At 34.7% G+C, this 20,278-nt stretch carries 22 protein-coding genes, 1 tRNA gene and 1 pseudogene; 5 read left to right on the top strand and 19 right to left on the bottom strand.

Features of this window, described 5'->3' with window-relative positions:
- Positions 1-3: 3 nt before the first annotated feature.
- From Q0162_RS10245 to rimO, 14 genes are all read right to left on the bottom strand, one after another.
- Positions 4-438 carry a WxcM-like domain-containing protein gene (locus tag Q0162_RS10245; protein ID WP_297891279.1) on the bottom strand — a complete coding sequence of 145 codons (435 nt, stop codon included), beginning with the start codon at positions 436-438 and terminating at the stop codon, positions 4-6.
- Positions 426-1,451 carry a polysaccharide biosynthesis protein gene (locus Q0162_RS10240; protein WP_297891276.1) on the bottom strand — a complete coding sequence of 342 codons (1,026 nt, stop codon included), beginning with the start codon at positions 1,449-1,451 and terminating at the stop codon, positions 426-428. The genes Q0162_RS10245 and Q0162_RS10240 overlap by 13 nt, the downstream gene beginning before the upstream one ends.
- Positions 1,435-2,562, bottom strand: a complete 1,128-nt coding sequence (locus Q0162_RS10235) for a glycosyltransferase (RefSeq protein WP_297891273.1) — start codon at positions 2,560-2,562, stop codon at positions 1,435-1,437. The genes Q0162_RS10240 and Q0162_RS10235 overlap by 17 nt, the downstream gene beginning before the upstream one ends.
- Complete coding sequence (locus Q0162_RS10230) at positions 2,543-3,832, bottom strand: hypothetical protein (RefSeq protein WP_297891271.1); 1,290 nt, start codon at positions 3,830-3,832, stop codon at positions 2,543-2,545. The genes Q0162_RS10235 and Q0162_RS10230 overlap by 20 nt, the downstream gene beginning before the upstream one ends.
- A gap of 6 nt (positions 3,833-3,838) precedes the next feature.
- Entirely contained in the window at positions 3,839-4,855 is a 1,017-nt protein-coding gene (locus tag Q0162_RS10225; protein WP_297891269.1) for a glycosyltransferase family 2 protein, read from the bottom strand.
- A gap of 7 nt (positions 4,856-4,862) precedes the next feature.
- Entirely contained in the window at positions 4,863-5,924 is a 1,062-nt protein-coding gene (locus Q0162_RS10220) for a glycosyltransferase (RefSeq protein WP_297891267.1), read from the bottom strand.
- 6 nt (positions 5,925-5,930) lie between these two features.
- Complete coding sequence (gene asnB / locus Q0162_RS10215) at positions 5,931-7,751, bottom strand: asparagine synthase (glutamine-hydrolyzing) (protein ID WP_297891265.1); 1,821 nt, start codon at positions 7,749-7,751, stop codon at positions 5,931-5,933.
- A gap of 47 nt (positions 7,752-7,798) precedes the next feature.
- Positions 7,799-9,049, bottom strand: coding sequence for an oligosaccharide flippase family protein (locus tag Q0162_RS10210; RefSeq protein ID WP_297891262.1), 1,251 nt, complete (start codon positions 9,047-9,049; stop codon positions 7,799-7,801).
- 10 nt (positions 9,050-9,059) lie between these two features.
- A complete protein-coding gene (locus tag Q0162_RS10205; RefSeq protein WP_297891260.1) occupies positions 9,060-10,073 on the bottom strand; it encodes an NAD-dependent epimerase/dehydratase family protein in 1,014 nt (337 codons plus the stop codon).
- A gap of 3 nt (positions 10,074-10,076) precedes the next feature.
- On the bottom strand, positions 10,077-10,925 hold the full coding sequence (locus Q0162_RS10200) for an NAD-dependent epimerase/dehydratase family protein (RefSeq protein ID WP_297891258.1): 849 nt from the start codon (positions 10,923-10,925) through the stop codon (positions 10,077-10,079).
- Between the two features lie 154 nt (positions 10,926-11,079).
- Positions 11,080-11,373, bottom strand: coding sequence for a Txe/YoeB family addiction module toxin (locus tag Q0162_RS10195; RefSeq protein WP_297891256.1), 294 nt, complete (start codon positions 11,371-11,373; stop codon positions 11,080-11,082).
- Entirely contained in the window at positions 11,355-11,576 is a 222-nt protein-coding gene (locus Q0162_RS10190; protein WP_297891254.1) for a hypothetical protein, read from the bottom strand. The genes Q0162_RS10195 and Q0162_RS10190 overlap by 19 nt, the downstream gene beginning before the upstream one ends.
- A gap of 74 nt (positions 11,577-11,650) precedes the next feature.
- Positions 11,651-12,970, bottom strand: coding sequence for a UDP-glucose/GDP-mannose dehydrogenase family protein (locus tag Q0162_RS10185; RefSeq protein ID WP_297891252.1), 1,320 nt, complete (start codon positions 12,968-12,970; stop codon positions 11,651-11,653).
- A gap of 77 nt (positions 12,971-13,047) precedes the next feature.
- On the bottom strand, positions 13,048-14,358 hold the full coding sequence (rimO, locus tag Q0162_RS10180; RefSeq protein WP_297891250.1) for a 30S ribosomal protein S12 methylthiotransferase RimO: 1,311 nt from the start codon (positions 14,356-14,358) through the stop codon (positions 13,048-13,050).
- A 231-nt stretch (positions 14,359-14,589) separates the two neighbouring features.
- Between rimO and Q0162_RS10175 the strand changes: the two genes are divergently transcribed.
- Positions 14,590-14,660, top strand: a tRNA-Gln gene (locus Q0162_RS10175).
- A gap of 57 nt (positions 14,661-14,717) precedes the next feature.
- Here the strand turns inward: Q0162_RS10175 and Q0162_RS10170 are convergent.
- The 5 genes from Q0162_RS10170 to Q0162_RS10150 all read right to left on the bottom strand — a co-directional run bounded on the left by Q0162_RS10170 (position 14,718) and on the right by Q0162_RS10150 (position 18,591).
- Positions 14,718-15,431 carry a ZIP family metal transporter gene (locus Q0162_RS10170; RefSeq protein WP_096088528.1) on the bottom strand — a complete coding sequence of 238 codons (714 nt, stop codon included), beginning with the start codon at positions 15,429-15,431 and terminating at the stop codon, positions 14,718-14,720.
- A complete protein-coding gene (locus tag Q0162_RS10165; protein ID WP_297891247.1) occupies positions 15,428-16,468 on the bottom strand; it encodes an aminotransferase class I/II-fold pyridoxal phosphate-dependent enzyme in 1,041 nt (346 codons plus the stop codon). The genes Q0162_RS10170 and Q0162_RS10165 overlap by 4 nt, the downstream gene beginning before the upstream one ends.
- 331 nt (positions 16,469-16,799) lie before the next feature.
- The gene (locus Q0162_RS10160; RefSeq protein ID WP_297891244.1) at positions 16,800-17,288 is read right to left on the bottom strand and encodes a hypothetical protein; all 489 of its coding nucleotides are present in this window, start codon (positions 17,286-17,288) and stop codon (positions 16,800-16,802) included.
- Positions 17,289-17,416: 128 nt separating this feature from the next.
- Positions 17,417-18,055 carry a leucyl/phenylalanyl-tRNA--protein transferase gene (aat, locus tag Q0162_RS10155; RefSeq protein WP_297891243.1) on the bottom strand — a complete coding sequence of 213 codons (639 nt, stop codon included), beginning with the start codon at positions 18,053-18,055 and terminating at the stop codon, positions 17,417-17,419.
- A 2-nt stretch (positions 18,056-18,057) separates the two neighbouring features.
- Positions 18,058-18,591 carry a DUF3127 domain-containing protein gene (locus tag Q0162_RS10150; protein WP_297891241.1) on the bottom strand — a complete coding sequence of 178 codons (534 nt, stop codon included), beginning with the start codon at positions 18,589-18,591 and terminating at the stop codon, positions 18,058-18,060.
- A 374-nt stretch (positions 18,592-18,965) separates the two neighbouring features.
- On the opposite strand from Q0162_RS10150, the gene Q0162_RS10145 reads away from it, so the two are divergent.
- The 4 genes and pseudogenes from Q0162_RS10145 to Q0162_RS10130 all read left to right on the top strand — a co-directional run.
- On the top strand, positions 18,966-19,292 hold the full coding sequence (locus tag Q0162_RS10145) for a YtxH domain-containing protein (protein WP_297891239.1): 327 nt from the start codon (positions 18,966-18,968) through the stop codon (positions 19,290-19,292).
- Positions 19,293-19,296: 4 nt separating this feature from the next.
- Positions 19,297-19,674: a hypothetical protein gene (locus tag Q0162_RS10140; protein ID WP_297891237.1), complete on the top strand. Its 378-nt coding sequence runs from the start codon at positions 19,297-19,299 to the stop codon at positions 19,672-19,674.
- Positions 19,664-19,912, top strand: a complete 249-nt coding sequence (locus Q0162_RS10135) for a DUF6327 family protein (RefSeq protein ID WP_297891235.1) — start codon at positions 19,664-19,666, stop codon at positions 19,910-19,912. The genes Q0162_RS10140 and Q0162_RS10135 overlap by 11 nt, the downstream gene beginning before the upstream one ends.
- Before the next feature lie 119 nt (positions 19,913-20,031).
- Positions 20,032-20,278: pseudogene (locus Q0162_RS10130) on the top strand (hypothetical protein); the annotation flags it as partial.

Here is a 20,278-nt window from a genome sequence, read left to right as displayed (position 1 = left end):
TGCTTAATATTTTTGCCAATCTACCCATAAATGGCTATCGTATCGCCAACTATCTTCGTAGGCTTCGGGGATTCGTTTTCCAGAAAAAACTAATAAAATACTGTTGTCTTCGCCAGCCTTGATACAATTTGCATAGCCTTCGGGTACACAAAGTATTTTGCTATCTTTTTCGCTAAGCTGGATAATATCAGCAGGCAGATTAGTAGAGGGGTTATCCCAATCATCGGGTTGTACTAAGGCAATAGTAAAAGAACCTTTTACACAGTAAAACCATTTTTTTTCGTGCTGATGGCCGTGCCAACCACGCACCACGTTTTTATCGGGATGATGGATAAAATAAAAACGTTCGACTCCCTCAAAGACAAAGTTGTTTAGAGAACTTATTTGTCCTCGGTGGTCTGTAAATATTTCTCCTTGTATGGTTTTTACTTCAAACATTGTATATCGTTTTGTATTTCGTCTAATTTTAACAATAGAGATTTCATTTCCTCTACGCTTAAGCGGGTGGTGTTATGAGAGTGGTAGTCTTCGATGAGAGAGACTTTTTCTTGACCGTCTTTGAAATACTTGTCGTAATTTAAGTCGCGAGTATCACACGGAATGCGGAAATAGTTACCCATATCTTCAGCGCGAGCCATTTCTTCGCGAGCGACTAAGGTTTCATACAATTTTTCGCCGTGACGGGTACCTATAATCTTTACTTCAGTATTTTTATTGTAGAGTTGTTTTAGAGCTTCAGCTAATACGGTAAGAGTAGCAGCGGGGGCTTTTTGTACAAAAAGGTCGCCGTTATGTCCATTTTCGAAAGCATAAAGGACGAGGTCTACAGCATCGGCTAAAGTCATCATAAATCGAGTCATATTGGGGTCGGTTAGAGTGATGACTTTGTTGTCTTTCATTTGCTCTATCCATAGAGGGATTACAGAGCCTCTAGAAGCCATTACATTGCCATATCGAGTGCAGGAAATGGTTGTTACAGCATTTTCGCCTAACTGACGACCTTTTGCAATAGCTACTTTTTCCATCATTGCCTTTGAGATGCCCATTGCATTGATAGGGTAGCAAGCCTTATCGGTAGAAAGTACAACTACATTTTTGACTTGATGGGCGATAGCAGAGTTTAGCACATTTTCAGTGCCTAACACATTAGTTTTGACAGCTTCTAAAGGGAAAAACTCACACGATGGCACTTGTTTGAGGGCAGCGGCGTGGAAGACATAGTCTACGCCTGTCATAGCTATATCTACAGAGGCTCTATCGCGTACATCGCCTATATAGAATTTGACTTTAGGGTTTTGCAAGGCGTGGCGCATATCGTCCTGTTTTTTTTCATCACGTGAAAAAATGCGTATTTCTTTGAAGTGATCGGTAGGAAGGAAACGCTGTAATACAGCATTTCCGAAAGAGCCTGTTCCTCCTGTGATAAGAAGGGTTTTATTTTTTATTTCCATTATTTGTTGCTATCTGTTCTATAATTTCTATATATTTTTTTGTTCGATCCATACTTGTTCCAAAACGTTTTAGGTTTTGCTCTCCTTTTTGAATAAGTTCATTTTTTACACTTGTGTTGTTGTGCAGTAGTAGTATTTTTTCTGCATACTCATCGGCTTTCAAAGGGCTACAATACAAAGCTGCCTCTGCACAAATATCTCTTGAGAAAGGCATATCTGAAGCGACTATAGGTACTTTCATTGCCATTGCCTCTAGATAAGTGGTAGAGAAAGTTTCTAATAGGGAAGGCATTAGTAGCACATCCATTTGTTGGTATAACAAAGGCAGTTGGCTTAGCGGTACATTTCCTAAATAGTTGATGTAACGATGATACTTGTCATCAAAATTTAGTTCTTCTTTTTTCAGTGAAATATGCACTTTAAAGTTCAATTCAGGATCTATATTTTGGATTTCATCTATAATTTTAGGAATGATCTGCAAATTTTTATGTGGATAATTAGCTGTAAGGCATAAAATATCCAGTTGAGTTTTTTCAATAGGTAAATTTTGCCATTCTTCCTTTTTGTTAAAAATAGCGTTGAGGGTATTATGCACTGTAAAAGTATCCTTTTTATAGCCTGTTTTTTGTTTAAAAATAAGTCTTGCATTTTCTGTTTCGAAGACTAAAGCGTCGGCATTGTTTATAAAAGCTTTTTTCTTCAAGAAAATGAGCAATTTATATTTCAATTGCTGTAAAAAAGAAAGTTGGTTATAGAAAGGAGAGTTAGTATAGAGCATTTGTCCAAAAGCAAAGCCTACTATTTTAGGGAAATTACTTTTGTGATATGACGGTCCAAAAGTAGTAAAAATAACATTAGGATTGATTTCTTCTTCTAATTTTTTTACAAAGTTACTTCTTTTTAGTTTAGCTGTATAAATCTTTTCAGGAATATCATAGAACACGAAATTCTTAGGGAAAGTAGCTGTATCAATAGTTTTAGCACTATGAGGGGATTGGAGCACCCAATACAGATGTTCGTTGTTAAAAGTTTTTAAATCATTTAGGAAAGAGGTAGCTACTTGTATACCTCCTCCTGCAAAAAGATTAGAATTATCTATGAGTATTCGCATAGTTACATTTTTTATACTTTTTCTTATTCTCCTCTAATAAAATATACCAAAAAAACAAAAACACAATAATATCTAAATCTGTAAAACCTTTAAAATTTAATATTAATGTAAGTAAAAACAAAAAGTAGATAAGATTTTTATATTGTTGAATTTCTTTTCCTTTCTTTAAATTGATAGTTGTATATATTAGAAAAAATTTCTGTGCATATAAAATTAGCAAACCAAATAACCCCATAAAAAATAAAATTCTGAGATATCCTACATCTGTTCCTTTATAATAATGTTCCCCATCTTCAGCTGTGAATCTTCCATCTCCTAGAATCCAAGTTTTTAAATTATCAGGATAAACATACATTTCTGATAAATGATTAGTAGAAGCAGATTCTAATTTGCCTGATTGAGAATAATTAATAAAAAGTTCAAAAGCATGTGAAACCATTTTTATATCATTATTCTCAAGTAACAGATCTTTAAAAAAGGTATTGAAAGAAAGAATTAATAAAGCTGAAATTAGGAAAAATATTATTATTCTTTTGAAAAAAGCATTTAGTTCTTTTATGTTAAAGCTATTAGGGTAAATGTAATATAAAAGAGATATTAAAAAACCTATAAAGGTAGTTCTTGCAAAGAATATTCCTGAAATAAGAATTATTAAATATATTAGTAGCCATCTAAGAGAAGTTTTTTGTTTCAAAAAATAAGTAACTAATACAAGCCCCCATGCGCAAAAAACCCCAGCTTGATAAAAGAAAAAGTTTCCTATACCAAATAACCTAAAGGAACTTACATAATACAATTGATCTGTTGCACTTGTCCCTTGTCCTTGCAACTTAAAAATAACATCTTTAAATTGTGGAACGGTAAACATTACTATTGCTATTACAATATTTAATAAGATAATATATATAATAAGCTTTACGACTTTTTCAAAATCAATAGTATCTATTTTTTTATATAAGTATATTACTAAAAAAGCTGCAAAAAAAACAAATACATTTAAAATGGCTCTAAATCCCCAAGAATCTATATTATCATTTATAATTATTGTTGCTAAAAAAGGGAATAACAATGCTAATAGCCATAATATATTATAGAATATCTCTTTTTTCAATTTAAATTTTCCTAAATAGTGCAAAAAAAATACCCCCCCCCCGATTATTCCTAAAAAAAAACGTGTTCTTACACTAAAAGGTAAGAAAAAAAAAGGCAAATCAGAAATATATAGTAAAGCTACTATATATAAAGATGTTTTTTTTATCAAAGCAATCATAGTAAACTATAATTTAGGGCGTCTTCCTATTATTTTTTTTAGAGTGCGAATCATAGTGTCATTAAAACGAGTACCAAACAAAAAAAGTGACCAATAATAAATGTAGAAATAAGCACTTTTATTGAACCCTAATTTAGCTAATTCTCTTGCGTACATTTTAAACTGCTTTCTTCCTTTATTCCGCTGAATTGCCAATACAGGATAAGAATATTTTGACATATTCAACAATATCTTATCTGCTGTACCATTCTTGTATTTATCACTTATATAATTAATAATTTTTAAATACCAACTCATAAAATTGAGTGAATTTTGAGTCGTAATAGTTCCTGGAGTATAAAGTTTTTTTTCAGTCTCACTTGAACCGAAAAAAGGAGTACCTCCCTCTGTTGCCTGAGTAAGAGGTTGATGAAAATAAGCGCTTGGGTATTTTTGTGTTACTTCGGCTAAAAGATATAATTGATATAACAATGAACCATCAAAAATTGTGGTCTCAAATTCTTTTGCAAATTTACGATTGATTGTAAATCCTGAAATAAAAACACTCTTATCAAATAATGTTATATAAGTATCTGCAGAAGGAGTAAAGTCTTTATTTTCTGGGAAGTATTGGAAATACTCTATTTGCCCATTCTTATAAACATTTCTATAAGAACGGAGAATATAGCCATATTCTAATCTTTCTTTGAGAAATAGAGCATAATTGTCTAATACATTTGGGATAAAAGTATCATCATCTCCCATAAAGATAATAAAATTCCCTTGTGCATTATTTATAAGAGCTCTCAAGTTTCCGTCATAGCCTAAATTTTCTTTATTTTCAACATAGATAATTTTATAGCGAGTTGTAGTTTTGAACTCTTCGACTATTTTTCTTATCTCTTCTCTTCGAGGTGATTTATCTTCACAAATTACAATTTCCATTATTTCAGGTTCCGAAAAATCAATACTTTGGAGTAGATTTTTTAGTTCTTGTGGTCTATTATAACTAGGTATACATATAGAAAAGAGTAGTTTTTCCATTCTTTAATTATTTTAGTTTGTAATATTCTTCTACTATTTGTTTGGCTCTATCATTTTCAGAACCTCCCAAGATTTTTAATCTTTCACAAGCTTTTTCAGCGATTAGAGTTATTTTTTCAGGGTGATCTAATAGATATTTTGCTTTAGTCACTAATTCTGTAGGGTTTCTAAAGTAGAGCGCAGCTTCTCCTTCTGGGAACATTTCATTCATATCATCAGTATATTCGCTGAGCATTACAGCTTTTGTTATAGGAATTTCAAAACATCGGCGTGTATAGGTATCACTATTGATTTTCGAGAAAAACACTAAAGCTATTTTTAGTCTATTGAGTGTCCTATTATAACATTCTCCTCTTCTTGCAGGAAATATAGATTCTTTAATTTCATTATATAAAGGAGCTTTTTTCCAAGCATCATCTCCATAAACCACTACAGGAATATTTGCCTCTAATAAGTTTTTTATCAGAAAATCACGTCCATCGTTCTCAAAATGCCCTATAAATGCTATAGGGATATCTTTTTCCACTTCTTCTAATCTATAGTTAAAAGAACTCAGATAGTGAGGTAATAATATTTTAGTGTTGGTAATTCCTATTTTCTTAAAATCTTCAATATTTTTTTTTCTGTATACAAAGTTTATATCACATAAAAAAGCATTTTTTATAAAATGTTTATAGTATGCCTTAGAGGGGACGCCACTAAAAGCATCATCATTGTTATACGAAAAAATTTTGCAATTAGTTTTTTCTTTTATTTTTTTTAATGTATTGGTGTGTACAGAATAACATCTATACAAAAAAATAAAATCAGGATCAAAACTCTCAACTTTTTTGAGAATAGTGCGATTATATTTTAGGATATTAATACCTATATGAAACCTATTCTGTACTTTATTAAGAAATGTGGTCAATTTATTTTTATTAGTATACAAAAAATCCTCATAATCAATTTTTTCTACCTGCCAATTGTTTTCTAAATTTTTATATTCTTCACTTACTTGTATAAAGCCATTGTAAATTGCAGGAGCATATTGTGACCATTTAAAAGATCCTATTACTAATATTTTCATTTTCTTTTATTTTTGTAATGAAATTTCAAACTCTTCACTCCACAAGGCTAATACATACACTTTCCAAATATTGAATACATAGTTGCGCTTGCCCTGAAGATGCAAATATAATTCTTTTTTAAATTTTTCAACATCTAAATTGGGGACAGAATAAAGAAAAGCGTCATTTAGTTTTTGTAATACATCAGCTTTCAATTCATTGCGTAACCATTTCTCTAATGGAATAGAAAAACCTTTTTTGGGCTGAGTAAATACTTCTCTTGGAATATATTCTTCTAAAATATCTCTCAAGATTCGTTTTGTTATCCCATCTTTATAACGATATGATATAGGCAGTGTTCTGGCAAATTCTATAATTCTATAATCTAAAAATGGACTGCGTGATTCTACCGAAAATGCCATACTTGCTCTATCTACCTTTACATTGCTATCATTTTCTAACCACAATTTGATATTCAAATCTGCGGCACGTTGTAAAGCGTCTTTTGAAAGATGTTTAAAACTGTTATAATGTTTGTCTAACCAGGACAAGTCTCTTTTTTTATTAATTGTATCTAATGAGATATAAAACTTCACAGCTAATTCATTCTCATCCTTTGATTTTAGTATTTCCCTAATAGTATGGGGCATTGAACCTGTAAGCCAGTGAAAAGGAGTTTTACTCAGCAGTTTGCGTATAGGGTAAGGTATCCAAGAAAGTTTTCTAAACTTATCAATAATCACAAAGTGTGAATAGCCTATAAAACTCTCATCGCCTCCATCACCTGAAAGAGCTACTGTTACCTCTTGTTTTGTTATTTTGTTGAGTAATAACGATGGTAATGCTGAACTATCAGCAAAAGGCTCATCATAAGCCCTTCTAAAGTCTGCAAGCATTTCCAGAAACTGTTCAGGTTTGCAAGTAGTTTCTTTATGATGGCTGCCTATAAGTTCTGCATATTGTCTTGCAACCTTGCTTTCATCATATTGAGGGTCCTCTGAGGCAATGGTAAAGGTGTTGATGGGGTTATCAGAATTTTTAGCTGCAATGGCTGATACTAATGCTGAATCTATACCTCCTGACAAAAATGAACCTAAGGGTACATCAGACTGCATTCTTATCTTTACAGCATCTTTTATTAGTTCATGCAACTTATCCTTGGCTTCTGCATAACTCATATTGGTAAGAGTTACTGGCTGTAAATCCCAATATGGTTCTATCACTTTGTTTTTCTCAATAGTATTTATAAGCATAAAATGCCCTGGAGACAGCTTATACACCTCTTCAAAAATAGTATAAGGACTGGGAATATAACCACAATCTAAATAAATAGCAATAGCTTCTTTAGAAACTGTTAATTCTTTACTGAATAAAGGACGTAACTGGCTGCATATTTCAAATTTCCCTTCTTTCCAAAAATAATAAAAAGGTTTTACTCCTACTCTATCTCTAGCACAAAATAGTTGCTTGCTTTCAGTATTATAGATAGCAAAAGCAAACATACCATTCAATTTTTTGAGAATTTCTTTCCCCCAACAGTCAAATCCTTTAATAAGTACTTCAGTATCACTAGTAGTTTCAAAATGATAACCTTCACACACTAATTCACTTTGTATTTGCTTATAATTATATATTTCACCATTATAAACAATAGTGTATTTCCCAAAATTATAAGGTTGATTAGAGCGTTTTTCTAAATCTAAAATAGACAAACGCAAATGTCCTAAAGTTACCTCATCTATTTTTTCTATCCCCATATTATTGGGACCTCTAAAATAGATAGTCTTTAGCTTGCTTTCTACTTCCTCTTCTAAATAGGGTATGTTTGTTACATAAATTCCACACATAATTAAGCGTTACATTATTTTATTAAAGTTTTATTAATTATAAGCTGTCATATAATACTATGTTTTCTACAAGCCATATATCTATAAATACATTCAAATAAGTACACTAAAACAGTTATTATCGCAAAGCTAAAAACATTTAGTAATAAATCAAAATAATATCCTAAAAAAACACTTAGCAGATAAAATAGTGTAGTTAAAAACATTCCTATTAATAAAGATTTATACTTATCAAAAACAATTAAACCATTTTGTGCTAAAGGGCAACCTAAACAAAAAATAATAGGAGCTATTAATAAGATTCGTGTTGGCAATATAGCACTCTCCATTCCACCAGCAAAAATTTTTATAATAAGAGGAATAAAGGGCTGTATCAGAATACATACTATAAGGTAAAAAATTAAAGAATATTTCATTAAATTTTTTAATAAGGTTTTATTTTTTTCAATAGACATCTTAGGGTATAAGGCATTGTTTATGATAGATATAGGAATCATAATTAAAGTAAGTATTTTTATTCCAATATCATATATGGCAACCTTATCCATTCCTAAAAAAGTACCTAAGAAAATATAGTTGAATCTATCTTTCACTGATATAATAGCATCAGAGGCAAAGAGAGGAAAACTATCTTTTAGATATTTTTTAAGTATTGATAGTTTAGGAATATAGAAAGAAACTTGTTCTTTTTTTAAAACAATGTATAAAGAAATACCGCCCCCTACTATCCCTCCTATCCCATTTAACAAGGGAACTAATAGGTATTGTTCTTTAGTTTGAACAAAAAATAAAATTAAGATAATGAATAATACTTTTATAACTAAATTAATGATTGTATTATATTTCATTTTTTCTATTCCTTGAAAAAACCATTGAGGAAAAAGGACATCATTAATACAAATTAGAAATGAAAAAATGTATAGTATTATATCTTCACTTCCAACTTGTAATAATAATAATGAAAAAATCAATACTAATATTGAGATTATCCAAAAAATAGACTTTATTGTTAAGATAGAAGAAAATATCTCACTCGTCTTTTCCAAATCTTCTCTGTTTATAGCTATTTCTTTGGCGCCAGAGATGTTAAAACCAAAGTTTATAAATATTGAAAAATAGGTTGCTATAGTTTGTGCAAAAATAACAGTGCCATACAAATCTTTTCCTAATACTCTTATAAGATATGGGTATATAACTAAAGGTAATACAAGATTGAAAACTTGTATTAGACTTAAGTATGAAAAATTTTCAATTACTTTTTTATTATTATTCTTTATAGATCCTATTTTTTGTAACAAACTCACTCTTTTAAGAATTATAATATCCTTTATACCAATTTACAAACTCCTTTATACCTTGTTCTATGCTTGTAGAAGGTTTATAGTTATAGTCATTTATTAATTCAGTTACATCAGCCCAAGTACGCTGTACATCTCCCATTTGCATAGGATACATCTCTTTTTTGGCTTCCTTACCCATATATTTTTCAATAGTAGCTATAAAATTCATTAACTTTACAGAATTATTATTCCCTATATTATATATTTTGTATAGAGGTCTAAAATCTGTAACAGGTTTTTCTATAATAGTTACTACTCCAGCTACTATATCATCAATATAAGTAAAGTCACGTTCCATATCACCATTGTTAAACACTTTAATAGGTTCACTTTGTGCAATGGCGTTGGCAAACAAGATAGGTGACATATCAGGGCGGCCCCAAGGGCCATAGACAGTGAAAAAGCGTAATCCAGTAGAGGCGAACTTATATAAATGGGTATAGGTATGCGCCATGAGTTCATTACTTTTTTTAGTAGCAGCATAAAGGCTTACGGGAGCATCTACTTTGTCGGTTTCAGAGAAAGGTATTTTAGCATTCATTCCATATACACTTGAACTACTTGCATATACTAAATGTTTGACAGAAAAATGGCGGCAACATTCTAACAGATTAGCGAAGCCTACTATATTAGATTGTATATAAGTATCAGGATTTTCAATAGAATATCTCACTCCTGCCTGAGCTGCTAAATTACATACTACTTCAAACTTTTCTTTATCAAACAACGATACTAATTGTTGTTTATCTGTAATATCTACTTTTGCAAATTGAAAAGTAGAATATAATTCGCTATTAATAAGTGTATGATCAATACATTTTTCTTTTTTAATACCTAAAAAATCTAATCGACCATATTTTAAATTCACATCATAGTAATTGTTGAGATTATCAATCCCAACAACTTGATGTCCTTTTTCTAATAAAGTTTTGCAAACAAAGGCACCAATAAATCCTGCAGCTCCTGTTACTAATATTCTCACGTGTTAATCTGCTAAATTCTTTATAAATTCTTCTATATGTTTCTTAGCTTTCCAGCCAAGAGCTTCTGTTTTTTGGGTGATGACTTCGGAGGTCATACGGTTGCCTTTGCGTTCTGGTAGCATTTGTATCTGGTCTCCAAATAGTTGGGCTATTTCCAGCACGGTATAGGTTTCGGGACTACCAATGCCATAACCATCACCTTTGCCTTTTTGTCCTACTAATAGCAAGCCATCGACTATATCGTCTATGTGGGTGAAATTGCGCTGTTGGGTACCGGGACTTACTACGGTTAGGGGCTCTCCTTTCTTCATTTTTTCAGTAAAAAGAGCTATGAGGGTAGCGTATTTACCAGTGCGTATTTCTCGTTTGCCATAGACATTGTAAAAATATACAATAGCATACTCTAAATTGTACCAATTGCCATAGTTGATAATCAGTTCGGTATTAGATGATTTGCTCCACGCATAAGGGCTTTGGTCTTTACCCATCCCGCCATCACCAAACTTAGTGCTACTGCCTGCATATACCAGTTTGCTCCCGCGTTTACGACAGAACTCTAACACTTTTAAGGTGCCTATTTTGTTGAACAAAAGGACTTTGTCTATATCCTCAAAACTTTGCTCTACTCGTGAGTATTCGCCTAAATGGTAAATTAAATCGGGGGTGAAATTGATCAACTCAAAAATGTGTTCGGTACTACCTTCTATGTAGGTTACTCCGGACACGTGGTTGTCTCGGCTTCCGGTAAAGTAATTGTCTAATGAATAGACATCGTTTTGAGGGTCTTTGGCTAAGGCTTCACAAAGGTTTGAGCCTACAAAGCCAGCTCCTCCTGTTACTAATATTTTCATTATGCAAATGCAGAATTAAAATGAGATTTATCAGTGGTCTCAGAGAGACTCTGAGAAATTGAGATGATATTGGTAATTTTATAAAACAGATTATCAGTTTATTAGAGTTTGACAAAGTTTGAGACTTTGACAAAGTTCATAAGAGATGTAATCTTTATTTATCTTGGTAGTGCCCTAAAAATTGAATTATAATTACACGTTTTTCTTCTTCTAATATTTCATAAACAAGCCTATCTTTTTTATTGAGTGTTCTGCTATAAACAACGCCTTCTTCTCCTTTAAGTTGTTCAGGAGCCCCTACTCCTTTTGTTGGAGTTTCTTGTAACTCTTGAATGATTCTTTCTATTTTTGTTTTTATAGCAGGAGTTCCTGACTTTTTGATAATTTTTAAATCATCTATTGCATCATCAGATATTTGTACTGTAAAAGTTAGTTGGTCAGAGTCCATAGGTTATCTGGTGTTACAGTGGTAAGTGTTCCTTTCTGTTTTTGACTACGAGCTTTTTTTATTTTCTGAGCTGTAGTTTTAGAATAAGTATTCAAAGGCTTTCCTACACTCACCACTTTTTTTTTGATTTTGAATTTTTCAAAAAGAGTATCAAAGAGTGCGTATTCAGCCTCATTGTTAAATGTTAATTGTAATGTAACCATAATTAATTCTTTTTCTAATAGGTGTTATGGGAGCTGTGAGAGCTATAGGAATTGTGAGAACTCTCACCTAACTATTAAACTCCTATTTGTATATATTCCCAACCTTTTTGGGGTAACTCAAAGGCATTGTATTGGTTGCGTCCGTCAAAGATTACTTTTTGGTTTAGCAATTTGGCTATTTCATCGAAATCGGGGACGCGGAATTCTTTCCACTCAGTAAGCAAAAGTAACGCATCAGCTCCTTTGAGGGCTTCGTATTTGCTCTCTACATAAGTAACCTCTACATCTTTTAAATAACATACTTTTGCCTCGTGTACTGCTTTAGGGTCGTAGGCTTGCACTTTGGCACCCCGTTTCACCAATTCTTTAATGACGTAAATTGCAGGTGCTTCACGCATGTCATCGGTTTCGGGCTTGAATGAGAGCCCCCATACGGCAAAGGTTTTACCGCTGAGGTTTTTGCCATATTTGGCAACCACTTTTTGGGCGATGACATATTTTTGTCGGTTGTTTACCTTATCGACGGACTCGATAAGTTCTGCTTTGTAATCAACCTCTTCGGCTAATTTTTTTAATGCTAATACATCTTTGGGGAAACAAGAACCTCCATACCCACAACCGGGGTAAATAAAACTATAGCCTATACGGCTGTCGGATCCTATCCCGATACGCACTTTGTTTACATCGGCTCCTACACGCTCACAGATATTGGCAATCTCGTTCATAAAAGATATTTTGGTAGCGAGCATAGTGTTAGCAGCATATTTAGTCATTTCAGCCGAGCGAATGTCCATTGTGATCATCCGTTCGTTTTGCATATAAAACGGGCTGTAGAGTTCTTTCATCTTCTTGAAAGCGTGTTCGTTATCGGCTCCTATTACCACGCGATCAGGCTTCATAAAGTCTTCAATCGCTTTACCTTCTTTTAAAAACTCGGGATTGGATACTACGTGAAATTTGTAATTCACTCCGCGTTTATCTAAGGCAGCTTGTACAGTAGCACGCACTTTATCGGCTGTGCCTACAGGTACGGTAGATTTATCGACCACAATGAGCTCTCCTTGCATCGTTTCGCCTATTGCTTGGGCTACTGAAAGTACATATTGCAAATCGGCAGACCCATCATCGCCCATAGGCGTTCCCACAGCAATGAAAGCAACCTCGGCATCTTTGATAGCTTCGGCTATGTCAGTTGTGAAAAACAAGGTTTGATGAGCTACATTGCTCAGCACCATCTCTTCCAACCCAGGTTCGTAGATGGGGATAATTCCTTGTTTGAGTTTTGCTATTTTCTCAGTATTGACATCTACACAGGTTACCTTATTACCCATTTCGGCAAAACAAGTGCCTGATACTAAGCCTACATAACCCGTGCCTATAACTGCTATCTTCATATATAAATTTCTGTATTACGATTTTTTTTGCAAAGATAAAAAACAATTGATGATAAACAATAAAATAATTAATAAAATTAACCGTTAGTTAGGGGTTCAGCGTACAAGTCATAATCGGCAGCTTCTATAATTTTGACATCGGTAAAATCACCAATTTTCACATAATGTTTTTTGGCATCGATGAGTACCTCGTTGTCTACATCGGGGGAATCGTATTCGGTGCGTCCTACGAAATAGTTGCCTTCTTTGCGGTCGATGAGGCAACGGAAGGTTTTACCTACTTTTTCTTGGTTCAATTCCCACGATATTTGCGATTGCAATTCCATAATTTCATTGGCACGTTGTAGCTTTACTTCTTCGGGTACATCATCGGCTAACTCGTAGGCTGTGGTATTCTCTTCGTGACTATAGGTAAAACAACCGAGGCGATCAAAACGCATTGCTTTAACAAAATCTTTAAGTGCCTGAAAATCTTCTTCGGTTTCACCAGGGTAGCCTACAATTAGGGTTGTACGGATTGCCATTTCGGGGACTGCTTCGCGGAATTTATTGAGGAGCTTGGTGGTCTTCTCTTGGGTGGTACCGCGTTTCATACTGGTGAGAATCTTATCGGAAATGTGTTGTAGTGGGATATCTAAATAATTACATATCTTAGGCTCGGTTTTCATCACCTCAAGCACGTCCATTGGGAAACCTGTGGGGAAGGCATAGTGAATGCGTATCCACTCAATGCCTTCAACTTTTACCAAGGCGCGCAATAGGTTGGCAAGCGCGCGTTTTTTGTAGAGGTCTAAGCCGTAATAAGTGATATCCTGAGCGATGAGAATGAGTTCCTTTACCCCTTTGGCGGCGAGTTTTTCGGCTTCGGTTACCAAATCTTCAATGGGGGTAGAAATATGAGCGCCACGCATCAGTGGGATAGCACAAAAACTACAAGGACGGTCGCAACCTTCGGATATTTTAAGATAGGCGTAATTTTTAGGTGTAGTGGTAAGTCGTTCGCCTATGAGTTCGTGTTTATAGTCGGCACCGAGAACTTTGAGCAGAGCGGGCAATTCACTAGTGCCAAAATATTGATCGACATCGGGGATTTCTTTTTCTAAATCGGGTTTATAACGTTCGGATAGACAGCCCATTACAAACACTTTATCCACTAATCCTGCTTCCTTTTGTTGTACATAGTCCAATATAGTGTTGATGCTCTCTTCTTTGGCGTTGTTGATAAATCCACAAGTGTTGATAACCACTATATTACCTTCTTTTTCGTGCACTACTTCTTTGCCTCCAGCCTTTAATTGCCCCATTAGCACTTCGCTGTCATACACGTTTTTAGAGCAACCAAGGGTTACCACATTGATAGTATTCTTTTTTATTGATCTTGTTCTCATTTTTCGGTTTATTTCAGGGTGCAAAAGTACAGATAATTTGTTAAATAGCCAATTTTAGGGGTTGGATATAGGAAGTTGAAGAATCCTTTTCCCGATGTGAGTAACCAAAACTTTCTTTCTGATTTTCAATTTACAAAAAAGAAAATTATCAAATTTTGTAAAAAAAACTTTCAAAAAATTTGCAGATTAGAAAAATAGCAGTACCTTTGCACCGCAAAAATGCAAAATCGCTGGTCTATGGTGTAATGGTAACACAGCAGATTTTGGTTCTGTTATTCTAGGTTCGAGTCCTAGTAGACCAACGAGAAAGGCTTCCTAAAGGAAGCCTTTTTTATTTATATTAAATTGCTATTTATTTCTTAATTGAATAGAAATGCCATTGCAAAACCTATAACAATCACGCCTAATTTCCTGTAATTAAATTGGTGATTTTCGGAGGTTTCAAACAGTATTACTGACGAGATATGCAAGAATATCCCTACGACTACGGCACTCATCAGGTTGTGATAGGGCAATAAGGCGGGGACATAGTTTGCTAAAAAAGCACCCAGCGGGGTCATTAGCGAAAAGACAAACAGAAAAGCGAGCGTGCGTTTGAGTCCGATGCCTGAATCTAAGAAAAAGATTGTCAGCACCATAGCAATGGGCAGGTGGTGAATGAAAATGCCATATACCATATTGCTGTGCTCGTGCAGCGGAAAGCCTTCAAGCAGCGAGTGGATACTCAAACTGATGAACAACCCCCAAGGGAAATGCGTTTGTAATCCTTTGGCAGGTGAATGAAAATGACCGTGTTCGGCACCGTGAGAAAAGAACTCTAAGACGATTTGCAAGAGTATGCCCACAACAATCCATACGCCTATTGCTTTATCGCCAAAATCACTGTTTTCCTCGTGATGGTGTAATGCTTCGTGATATACTTCGGGGAGGAGGTGAAAAATGGTCATCCCCATCAAAAAAGCACCACTAAAAGCCAATAACAACTTAATCCTACTCTTCTGTGTGGGTTTGAGCCACAACACAAGGCAAGCCCCTATAACGATAGAGAGAAAAGGAAGAAGATAATTTTTCATTTTGCAACTGATAATAATTGAATTGCTTGGATAAGCGTATCTACTTGTGCATCGGTAGTAGCCCACGAACTAATCAACCGAATGGCGGTGTGGGTTTCATCTACTTTTTGCCACTGGTAGAAATCAAACTGCTCTGCCAATGCAGCAATTTGTGTGTGAGTGAGTATCGGGAATAACTGATTTGTACAAGTATCTGAAAGAAAGGTATAACCATTGGCTACAAACGCTTCTTTGATACGCTTCATCTGCTTGTTAGCGTGCAATGTCAAAGCATCGTACAATCCGTTTTCAAACAAGGTGAGAAATTGCAACCCTAGCAAACGACCTTTGGCAAGTAATGCGCCTTGTTGTTTGAGGTAATACTCAAAACCATCGGCGAGGGCTGGGTTGTTCATTACAATGGCTTCGCCTAACAATCCGCCGTTTTTGGTAGCTCCTATATAAAACACATCGGTATAACGCGCTAAATCTTTCCATTGTATATCGTTGTCTTCAGCATTCAATGCCGACCCTAATCGCGCTCCATCCATAAATAGCAGGAGGTTGTGCGCTTGGCAACACTCGTAAATCGCTTTGAGTTCTGCCAAAGTATAGATGGTTCCTATCTCGGTGGCGTTCGTAATATACACGAGTCGTGGTTGAACTTGGTGTGGATAATTTGTATAGCGGGTGGCAAAATCGGCAATGCTCTCAGGGGTAATTTTACCGTTTGTTGCTGGAGCTAAGTGTATTTTGTGACCTACGGCTTCTATGGCTCCGGTTTCATTATCGGCGATATGTCCTGTTTCGGGGGCAATCACGCTTTGGTAGGTGCGCAACAAAGTGCCTATTACCAGCATATTAGCTTGTGTACCTCCACTTACAAAAAATATTTGCGCCTCAGGGTTTTCTATCTTGTTTTTGATGAGTTCTTTGGCAGCTGCCGAATAGCTATCGTTCCCATAACCAGCTTGTTGCACTGCATTTGTACGCATAAGTGCCTCTAAAATCATTGGATGAGCTCCCTCGGCATAATCGTTTTTAAATGATATTTTCATTTTTAGTATTAGTTAGAATGAGGGGGCAAAGATACGAATAATTTTGATTTGGTGCGAGTTGTATGGGAAAGTGCAAGCCGTACGGGCGATTAGTGCGAGCCGCACGGGCGATTTACTAATTTGCTAATGAGGCTGTCCGAAAAATTTTATTTATGTGGGCGTTTGCAAAACGCCCCTACATAACATACTTCAAAAATTATTGATAATCAGAGTAGTCAACTTTGCCAAAGGTCGTAGCACGACGAGGAACTAAAACTTTGGCAAAGTGTAGGGACGCTGTTAAGCTGACGTATTTCCAATATAAGGCATAAAAATTCTAATGATTAATAATTTAAAGAGTACTAAAAAACATAAAGATTCCTGCATCATCACATATTTTCTTTCGGTTATTTATAACACATTCTTGTAAAAAGCAACCCAAAAAAACTCTACCTCCTCCAAATCTAGGTCCATTCCTAAAATCTCTCAGAGTAAAAACAGCGTCTTTTAGTATAATCTTAATAATGTCTTCAGACTTTAAATTTTTAGGACTATTTATCACTATGTTATGACCTAGAATCCTATAATCTATCACAATAGTATCTTGATTATGAATTTGTAATATTTGGGCTCCTTGTAGTTCAAGCTCTTCAGGAAAATAGAAGTTAAATTCCTTATGATAGAAACCTATATTTGAATCATTGAAACATTTTTTAGAAAGTTCCACTTTCTGATTTTCATAATAATTCGATATAATTATTCTAGCTATGATAATAGCGGTAATAACCATTATTACAATTATAATCCTTTTTGCATTTTTATTTAACCTTAATATAGCCATTGTAATTGTTGATAAAATAGCGTGAGTTCGGCGTAAGTAATTATTTAACAATCAATAAAATATTTTTAAGTCTCCCACAAAGATAGCTAGGGCTCACAGCTGGGTATGTGAAACGCAAATCTATTCTTTTAACGATTGATGGTTAATAATTTTAAAAATGTTGCTCTTGGGATTTCTTCGGCACCTAAACTTTCTAAATATTCACTGTGAATTTGGCAATCTACTAGGGCGATATGAGGGTGAGCTTGCAGGAAAGTGATAAAACCGTACTGCGAGGCGTTAGGCTGCTTGCTAAACATACTTTCTCCACAGAAAATTTTACCGATTTGAAGTCCGTATAAGCCGCCTACAAGAGTTTCGTCTTGCCACACCTCTACCGAGTGTGCAATTCCTTGCTGATGGAGGGTTGTATAGGCTTCTATGAGCTCGGGGTGAATCCAAGTGCCGTGTTGGTCTTTGCGAGACACTGTAGCGCATTGCTGCATTACTTCGGTAAAACAACGGTTGTAGGTAACGCGATAAGGTGCTTTGCTGAGGAGTTTGCGCATATTTTTGCTGATATGCAGTTTTTCGGGGAAAAGTACAAAGCGAGGGTCGGGACACCACCATAACACGGGGTCTCCTTCGTTATACCAAGGAAAAATGCCTTGGGAGTAAGCCTCTACGAGTCGGGCGGGGGTGAGATTACCTCCAAAAGCAACAATTCCTTCCTCCGAAGCGGTTTCGGGGGAAGGAAAAGGTGTTTCGTCGTTTATTAAGTATGTCATTCTTAGAATGGTAGATCGTCTTCGGGTTCAGCAGGAGCCACGGGAGCATTTTGTACCGGAGGAGTGCCAAAAGCCTGTTGTGGAGTAGGCTGAAACTGCTGTTGTGGCGCTTGAGGTGGGTATTGAGGAGGCACTTGTTGTTGGTACTGAGGCGCAGCTTGCTGATATTGAGGGGGCGCTTGTTGGTATTGTGGTTGTGCATATCCTTGTGGAGGGTAAGCGGGTTGCCCATAACCTTGTGGAGGGTAGTTTTGTGCTATTTCGGCATTTTCGATGCGCCATCCTTGCAAGTTTACAATGTATTTGGTCTCTCCTTGAGGGTTTACCCACTCACGACCGCGAATATTAAAGCTGATGCGCACTGTTTGTCCTTCTTGAAAATTATCGAGGAGTACGCATTTTTCTTGAACAAAGTCGAATGGGATGTACTGAGGGTATTGTTCCTCGGTCATAATCACCACATCACGGCGTTGGAAGCCATTTTGCCCTACGGTTTGGGTAGGGTTAATTTTTATAATTCGTCCTTGAATTTCCATATTGGTATTTTATTTATTGGTTATTCGTAAATAATGATTTGTAAGGGCAAAGGTAGTATAATTTTGGTTATTAACAATAGATTAGTAGAAAATATTTTATTTAATTCTGGTTTTGATAGCTTGCACTACTGGGAGGAAGTTGAAAGACATTGGAGATTTTTGTAGGGAATAGGACAAGTCGTACGAGCAGGAAAAACGAACTCAAAAGAAATAGAAAAATGATTAAAAAGGAATGTAAATCAAAACTAAAAATAAATTTTTTTGATACATTATAGTTAAAAAGTATTATTGAAAATTAATTTTCACCGAATTTATCTATACTTTTGTACCAAATTTCATTTATAACTAATTTAATAACATTAATTTTGAATACTATGTCAAAAACAGCAAATGCCGTATTAGGCTTAGCAGTAGGTACTGCTATCGGAGTAGGTTTGGGCATTCTTTTTGCGCCAGACAAAGGTAAAAACACACGTAAAAAAATTAAAGACACTCTTAGAGACAAGTCTGATGATTTGAAAGAACAATTAGATAATCTTACAGAAAGTGTGCGTGAGAAATCTTTGGAACTGAAAGGTTCTTTAGAAGAAAAAGTAGATAGACTTTTTTCAAAAGCAAGCAATAAATCTGAAGATGTAATTAGTCTTCTAGAAAAGAAATTAGCTTCATTGAAAGAAGAAGCCGCTAAAATTAAGAAATAATTTTATGGCGATTTATTCTATTAAAGAAACGTTTGTAGAAGTTCCTACAAAAGCAAACTCAGCCTTTAATTCGCAGTTTGCTTACTATAAACTTGTACTTTTTAGGTTTATAGCAAAATCCTCGTATGGGTTGATAACTTTTTTTGTTTGTGCCTTTGCAAGTTTATTAATATTATTTTTCCTATCTCTTGCTACAGCTTATGCCATAGGCGAGGCTTTAGGTAGTAATGGTTTAGGGTTTGCTATTGTAGGAGCTTTCTATATATTGTTGTCATTAGTAGTTTTATTGTTTCGCAAGAAACTAATTGAGAGGTCACTATTGCGAAAACTATCCGAAATTTATTTTAAAACTGACCCCGAAGAAGAAGAAAATGAACAATAAGACTTATTCGTCATTTGAAGAAATTGATAATGATATTAGACTATTGCGATTAGAAAAAGAGATTGACAGACTATCTCTCACGCAACAAGTATCCGCTTCAGCAGAAAGTTTGAGTCCAAAGAATTTATTAGCTAATACTTGGGTCTCTCTTCTGTTTAACAACAAACGATGGATAAATATCGCTTTGGAGTATGGTATGCAACTTTTAGCTAAAAGATATTTAAACAAAAACAGATAAAAAATATCTTTTATAATTTTAACCAAAATATCACGATTAATATATTAAAAATTGCATAAAGCATTCTAAGTATAATTATTGCATCAAACTTTAATATTAATTTTTAAATTTAATCAACTATGAAGAAAATTATTGCATTAGTTTCAGTGATTTGTTTATCACTAGTAGCTTTTTCTTGCATCTCTTGTAGCAAGAATGATGACCCAGCAGACAACGACCTTTTTGTAGGAACCTACAAAGGTAGTATCTCTTACTTAAATGGTCAAGAGAAAAAAGCTGTTGACAATGGTTCAGTAACTGTTGTAAAAACAGGGAATGATTATTATTTCCGTTTTTCAGATGGTATTGAAGACCTAAAAGGTGTTA

Source organism: uncultured Capnocytophaga sp., from assembly GCF_937936315.1.
Classification (GTDB): Bacteria; Bacteroidota; Bacteroidia; order Flavobacteriales; family Flavobacteriaceae; genus Capnocytophaga.
The sequence above is the reverse complement of the archived record's forward strand: the minus strand, read 5'-3'. Positions and strand labels throughout refer to the sequence as shown.